Annotated in this window: 5 protein-coding genes; 4 read left to right on the plus strand and 1 reads right to left on the minus strand. The window is 66.6% G+C overall.

Annotated elements, in window-relative coordinates:
- The 3 genes from AB0I10_RS39770 to AB0I10_RS39780 all read left to right on the plus strand — a co-directional run.
- On the plus strand, positions 1-1365 hold a 1365-nt coding region (locus tag AB0I10_RS39770), incomplete at its 5' end, for a M20/M25/M40 family metallo-hydrolase (RefSeq protein WP_363157624.1).
- 73 nt (positions 1366-1438) lie between these two features.
- Positions 1439-3469, plus strand: a complete 2031-nt coding sequence (locus AB0I10_RS39775; protein WP_363157625.1) for a M36 family metallopeptidase — start codon at positions 1439-1441, stop codon at positions 3467-3469.
- A gap of 311 nt (positions 3470-3780) precedes the next feature.
- A complete protein-coding gene (locus tag AB0I10_RS39780; protein WP_363157626.1) occupies positions 3781-4587 on the plus strand; it encodes a hypothetical protein in 807 nt (268 codons plus the stop codon).
- Between the two features lie 52 nt (positions 4588-4639).
- Here AB0I10_RS39780 and AB0I10_RS39785 read toward each other — a convergent pair whose 3' ends face one another.
- On the minus strand, positions 4640-5353 hold the full coding sequence (locus tag AB0I10_RS39785; protein WP_363157627.1) for an IS6 family transposase: 714 nt from the start codon (positions 5351-5353) through the stop codon (positions 4640-4642).
- Between the two features lie 706 nt (positions 5354-6059).
- On the opposite strand from AB0I10_RS39785, the gene AB0I10_RS39790 reads away from it, so the two are divergent.
- A partial coding sequence (locus tag AB0I10_RS39790; RefSeq protein ID WP_363157628.1) for a hypothetical protein occupies positions 6060-6293 on the plus strand: 234 nt, incomplete at its 3' end.

The raw sequence follows: 6293 nt of genomic DNA on the forward strand, positions 1-6293 counted from the left end.
GGCGGGTTTACAGCCGACATCAGGGGCCAGGTAGAGGACACGGTGGCCTTCCTGATACGCGACGACCGGCCGGTTTCGGCCCGGGCGGGCTTCGCGACCGCCTCGGACGAGTCCAAGGCGATGTCCGATGCGGCCGTGCGCGCCACGGCCGCGTTCAGCTTCATCTCCAGTGAGCTCGCCGGGCGGGCCCCACCGGTTGCTTCTCTCGGGCCGGCTCCCGGGGGCGTCTATATCGCCGCGGTCGCCAGGGTCCCGATCGAAGATCTGCACATGCCGGGTGCGAAGCCCGGGCACACCGAGCGTCTGCTCCCCGACCCGGCGCTCCTGACGCGCCCGGGTGTAGCGCAGGCTGAGGGCTTGGCCGAGGGGTTCGCCGCCGGTGCTCCCTCCCAGCAAACGATCGCCACGGTGCGTGCGGCTGTGACCCCGGAGGCTCTGCGTGGCCATGTCGCGCGTATTTCCGGCGTCGACCCGCTCGTTGAGGGCGAGTCGCTGAAGGTCCGCAGCCGTGATGCGTCAACGGGCGACAACGGGCTCGTCGTGGATGCGCTCGCCCGCCGCTTCCTCGACCTGGGGCTGGCGGTCCGACGCCATGAGTTCTCGTGGCGGGGGCACCGGTTGTTCAATCTTGAGGCGGAGCACCGCGTCGCGGGGTCGGATTCCGCCGTGCTTGTCACGGCCCATCTCGACTCGACGGCGGCAGCGGGCAATTACGTCGACGCGAGTGGCCAACCGCGCCTCTACGATCCAGCGGTGGACCCGGCGCCCGGCGCCGACGACGACGGCAGCGGTACCGCCGCGGTCATGACCGCGGCCGAATGTCTGAGCGCACTCATCGCGCAGGGCAGGGCACCGACACGGAATGTGCGCTTCGTCCTCTTCAACGCCGAAGAGCAGGGTCTCGTCGGCAGCAAGTTCTACGCGCGCGCCGCCGCGGCGGCGCGCGACCGCATCGCGGGCGTATTCCAGATGGACATGATCGCCGGTCTACAGAGCGGCAGCACACCGACGGTGGAGATCCACGCGGGCTCCGGGGTGCCCGGCCCGGTTGTGGGAGCCTCCAACGCGCTCAGTGGCCTGGTCGCACAGACCATCCCGGCCATCGCCCCCGACTTCGCGATCCAGCAACTCACCGGCGCCGACGACCCCGCCGTGGGCCGGAGCGACCACGCGAGCTTCCACGAGCGCGGATGGGCGGCCGTCGCCGTCTCCGAGAACCTCTTCCCCGACGGAACGCCCGGGACCGGTACCCGGCAGTACCACACGCCCGGCGACACCCTCCTCGATCAGGACCACAGCACGGAGTTCGCCGCCGCGATCGCCCGCTCGGTCACCGCGACCGCCCTGACCCTCGCGGGCCTGTAACCGTCACCCCGGGCTCCGCACCCACAACACAAGGAACCCGGGGCCGCACGCCCACAGCACGAGGAGCACAACCATGACTCTGTTGATCGACAAACGGGACCTGACCTACGACCGGCTCGACCAAGTCGACGGGGCCGACGCGTTCCTCGGTGACACCGACCGCGTTGCGGCCGAGGTTGACCACACCCTCATCGCCGAACCCGGCAAGGTGAACCACTTCACCGGGCACCTGACCGAGCTGAAGGTGGACGGCGCTCCCAGCCTCAGCGGGGAGCAACTCGCCGGGACAGTCCCCGAGGCCGACTACATCGCACGGGCCAAGGAGTACGTCACATCCGTCGCGCAGGCAATCGGGTTCGCAGCCGATGAGCCGGCCGAATTCGAGGCCGACCCCAGGGTGACCACGACAAGCGAGGGCATGCGCGTGGTGAGCCTGCAGCAGACGCTCAACGGCATCGAAGTGTCCGGCATGGCGCCGAAGGTCTGGCTGCAGGATGACGGCACGGTGGACCGGGTCGTCGGCGACACGGCGAGCGTACCGGCGAACCTCTCGGCGAGCCCAGCGGTCCCCGTCGAGGTGGCGCTGGCCGTGGCGGCCGCGAAGGCCGCGGAGCCGACAACGCTTCAGAGTCCCTTCGGCGACGATGAGCTGCCGGCTCTCGACATCGCGGGCGGCTTCGAGCGCCTGGCGAGCCAGGCACGGAACGACCAGCCGACCACCTTCAGCCAAGGAGCGTTCGACGAGGCCATACCCGCCCGGCTGGTGTACCTCTACATGGGCGGTGAAGTCCGCCTGGCCTGGTCGTTCACGCTCTCCAGGGCGAGCCTGGCCGTGCAGTACCACGCCCTGGTGGAAGCCGACGACCGGACGGCGGACAAGGACGCGCCTGAGATCCTCTACTTCCAGGATCTGGCCAACCACATCATCCAAGGACGTGTCTTCCAGCGGAACCCGGCCGAGAGCGGCTTCGGCAAAGTCACCTTCCCCCTGCCCACCAGCGCCTATCCGACCCAGGTGCCGACGACTGGAATTCCCTCGGGATTCCCCTTGTCCTGGACGGGGACCCACAACGGACACGTCGCGACCGATGGCAACAATGTGGTGGCCGTCGACGGGAATAGCGGGAAGACCTTCGATGTCCTCGTCAATGCGGCGGGCAATGCGGTGTTCGACCCCAAGCAGGACACACCCGAGCAGTTCGTCACCAACATCTTCTACTTCTGCAACTACATGCACGACTTCTTCATGATGCTCGGCTTCACGGAGGAGCACGGCAACTTCCAGACGACGAACGTGACCGGAAAGGGCAAGGGGGCCGACCCTGTCGAGGCCTTCGCGCACCCGAACCCCGTCGAGGGAACGGCCAACATGAGCACCCGGGCCGACGGTCTGGCAGCCGTGATGAACATGGGCCTGGTCAGCTCAAGCGGACGCCACACGGCCAACGACGCAGACGTCGTCTTCCATGAGTTCACCCACGGGGTGACCAAACGCCTCGTCGGCGGCCTCCTCGACGCGCAGGGCCTCAGCGAACCTCAGTCGCGTGCGATGGGCGAGGGCTGGTCGGACTTTTTCGCACTCACCACCCGCAACTTCTCGCAAGCCCAGGAGCGCGTCGTCACAGGAAACTGGGTGATCAACGACCCGAGGGGCATCCGCCAGAGGCCCTACGACTCGGGGTATCCGGGCCGCTTCGGGGACGTCGGCAAGGGCCCGGGGCAGCTCGCAGGCGGCCTGAACTACACAAGGATCCACAACGTCGGCGAGATCTGGTGCGCAACGCTCATGGAGATGATCCGCAACGTCGTCATGGCGCTCGGCAACAAGGATCGGGGCTACCGGGTGACCTGGCAGGCGGTCGTCGACGGGCTGAAACTCACGCCGAAGAACCCGTCCTTCCTCGTCGCCCGCGATGCCATCCTGCGCGCTCTTAAGGCGATGAAGGGCGGCCCGCTCACCGATGCTGAATACACCGCGGCCCGGAAGGCGGCGTGGGAGTCCTTCGCGAAGTTCGGGATGGGCTTCGATGCCTCCTGCCCGAACGCGTTCTTCGTCGGCTGCAAGGGCGGCACGGCAATGCCTCCGGCAGGACACGAGGACTAACTCTATAGTGCTGTGTCAGGGTGCCGTGGCCGGTTGGAGGAGTTCGCCCGGGAAGGTGTTCGCGCCGCTGGCGCGCGGAGACCAACGGGTGAAGGGCCGGCTGTGTCTGCGGGGCTTGCTGCTGGACGTCGGCCCGCCGGGTGGTGGCGCGGTGCTGTCCCTCGATCTCGCGCGACGTTACGTGACAATCCCAGGGTCGACGGCACTGTGCCCGTGCCCGCAACGTCACGTAACGAACAGGCGGGAGCGAGAGCGTATGGGGGGACAAACGGGATACGCAGAAAATAGGCGACGGGCTATCAGGAGGGCACGTGCCAAGAAAGAAGTGGTGGTCACTCCGCGGGAAGCGCAACGCAGTGATCACTTTGATCGTCGTCGCAATCGCCGCAGGCGCGGTGCTGCTTGCCACGGCCCTCCCTCCGGGCCCGCGGCCCGACACCGTCCCCCACGAACTCATGCGCGTCAGCGTGCAGGTGCTGGGCGTTGTCGTCATCGGAGTCTTTGTGACCATGGCGACGTTCGGGCTGCAGCAGGTCCAGCGCGACGAGCGCCGAGAGAAAGATCGTGCACTGGACGCGCAGCTGCGCTTGGACAATCAGGTCAGATCCTTCCTTTCCGAGACGCTGGACAGTTACAACACGGTCAAGCAGATTCGGCGGATGCTTGAGGCGGAGAACTCTGAGAAGCCGTCGCCGACCATGACGATCGAGGCGTACTCCGAGCTGCTGGCACAACTGTCCGAGAAGCAGCTCGTCTTCGAGAGTCTGAGACGCCGCGCTCCACTCGTCCAGGGCCGTCTCCCGGGTGCCGAGGCCGTCGTGGTTGAGGACAGTAGGGAGGACGGCAAGCTGACGGAGAGCCTGACAAGGATCTACGGACTCGTCGAGAAATACCTCAACAATGTGGTCGACGAGTACCAGACGCGCCGCGTCAAACCCGCGAAAGGCGGATCCTTCGACCCATCACAGCTCACGAATCTGAAAGACTTTGTCTACAACACAAAGATCTTTAGGACTCAGGTCTCGCACCGAGCCGAGGCGGCCATCAGGTTCCTGGAAGAAGCGCTGTTGACCCCCGCCACGAGGACTGCAGACGGCGCTGTCAAGTTGCTGGTGTAGCGGGCGAGTCGGGGTGTGCCGGTGGGACGTGGGTGCCGTGCCGGTCCTGCGGTCAGGCGGTCGCGGGTGCTGTGGTGGTGGCTTTCCAGATGCGGAAGTGTTCGGTCATCTCGGCGCGGTGGTCACTCGTGGTGAGCAGGTGGTGGTGGGGTCGGAAGTGGGAGGAGATCGTCGAGAAGGCGGCGAGGAATCTCTGCGCCGTACCGCGTGATCGGAAGCCCTTCATGGCGCGTTCGCGTTGTCTTGTCGGCTGATGGGAGTTCTCGGCCCGGTTGTTGAGGTACTTCGAGGTGCGGTGCTCGACCGAGGGCAGCACCTGCCGATGGGCCGCCCCGTAGCTGCGGAGCTTGTCCGTGACGATCACGCGGGGCACGTGCTGGAGGTCCTTGAGGAGCTTGCGGGAGAACCGCTTCGCCGCGGCCGCATCCCGCTTGTCCTGCACGAGGATGTCAAGGACGTTGCCGTCCTGGTCCACCGCCCGCCACAGATATCGCATCCGCCCGTTGACCTTGAGGAACACCTCGTCCAGGTGCCACTTGTCGCCCGGCCGGGGCTGTCGCCGGCGCAACTGTTTGGCGTAGGCGGGACCGAAGGTCGCGCACCAGGCGCGGACCGTCTCGTAGGTGACGGTGATGCCACGTTCGAAGAGGAGTTCCTCGGCCTCACGGTACGAGAGCGGGAAACGGTGATACAGCCACACCGCGTGACCGATCACCTCAGCCGGGAACCGGTACCCCTTGTACGACACCGACACCTCGGACCCCACCGGCAACCCCACCCCACGACGACCCACACCAAGACCATCACACGGACCGCAAACAACTTGATAACGCCCCCGCAGGCGCTTGTTGTAGCCGACGTCCTGCGGCACGTAGGGGAACATGTCGCGGTAGTGCTTGCGTACTGCCGCAGCCAGCGGGCCTCGCTGTGGAATCCCAGCAGGACCTGCATCACGGCCAGCCACAGCAACTCGGAGTGGCTCAGCTTCGGCGGTCTGCCCGGGAGCCGGGCGATCCCGGCCCAGTCGTCGTCGATCTTCACGTACAGCGCCGTCAGAAGGACGTCCAGGTTTGTCGTCAGGCACGAGCCAACGGACGCCCTTCGCCATGGTCGCGGCCAGCACAGACATCGGACTCAATCATCTAGGCGTGCCCAGCCGGTGACCCGCACCGTGGTAAGTACCCGGCTGCTTAAGGGCGTTGAGAGCCGCGTGGCATGCCCCCTGCTGCGTGTCCTACGGTTTCCCCTACCGATCCCCCTACGCCGCCCTCCCCAGGAACAGGGGATAAAGGTGCAGGTCAGAGCCCCTGGTAAAGGGTATCCGTCGCTTCGACAACCCTCCTTCCCCTCTTCTTGTCAGTGGTTGGTGTTATTGAGTTGGGGGTGGGGGCGTCGGGTTCCGGTCCGGCGCTCGTGGCCGCAGGGCCGAGAGGACGCACCGGCTGTCAGCGGTGCGGTGGGAGGGATGCGCAGTGGGCGGAACGAAGCGCCGGCCGTACGGGTCGACGGCCAAGACGCGGCATATGGTGCTCGCGGCGCTGGGTGTGGTGAAGGTGGCGACCGCTGAGCAGATACGGCAGCTGATGTGTCCGGGCACGGCCAGCGCGCAGACCGTCCGCAACGGCTGCCTCGATCTCGGGCGTGACGGCTTCAACGCGTGCCGAACGAGCGGTTGCCTGTGTCGACTTGCATCGACGTGGCTGATC

This window comes from Streptomyces sp. NPDC050636 (assembly GCF_040654775.1).
In the GTDB taxonomy this organism is placed as follows: domain Bacteria; phylum Actinomycetota; class Actinomycetes; order Streptomycetales; family Streptomycetaceae; genus Streptomyces.

What these genes read in the sequence shown, in the direction of transcription:
- AB0I10_RS39775 (WP_363157625.1), top strand. Translation starts at nt 1,439, where the DNA reads ATGACTCTGTTGATCGACAAACGGGACCTGACCTACGACCGGCTCGAC.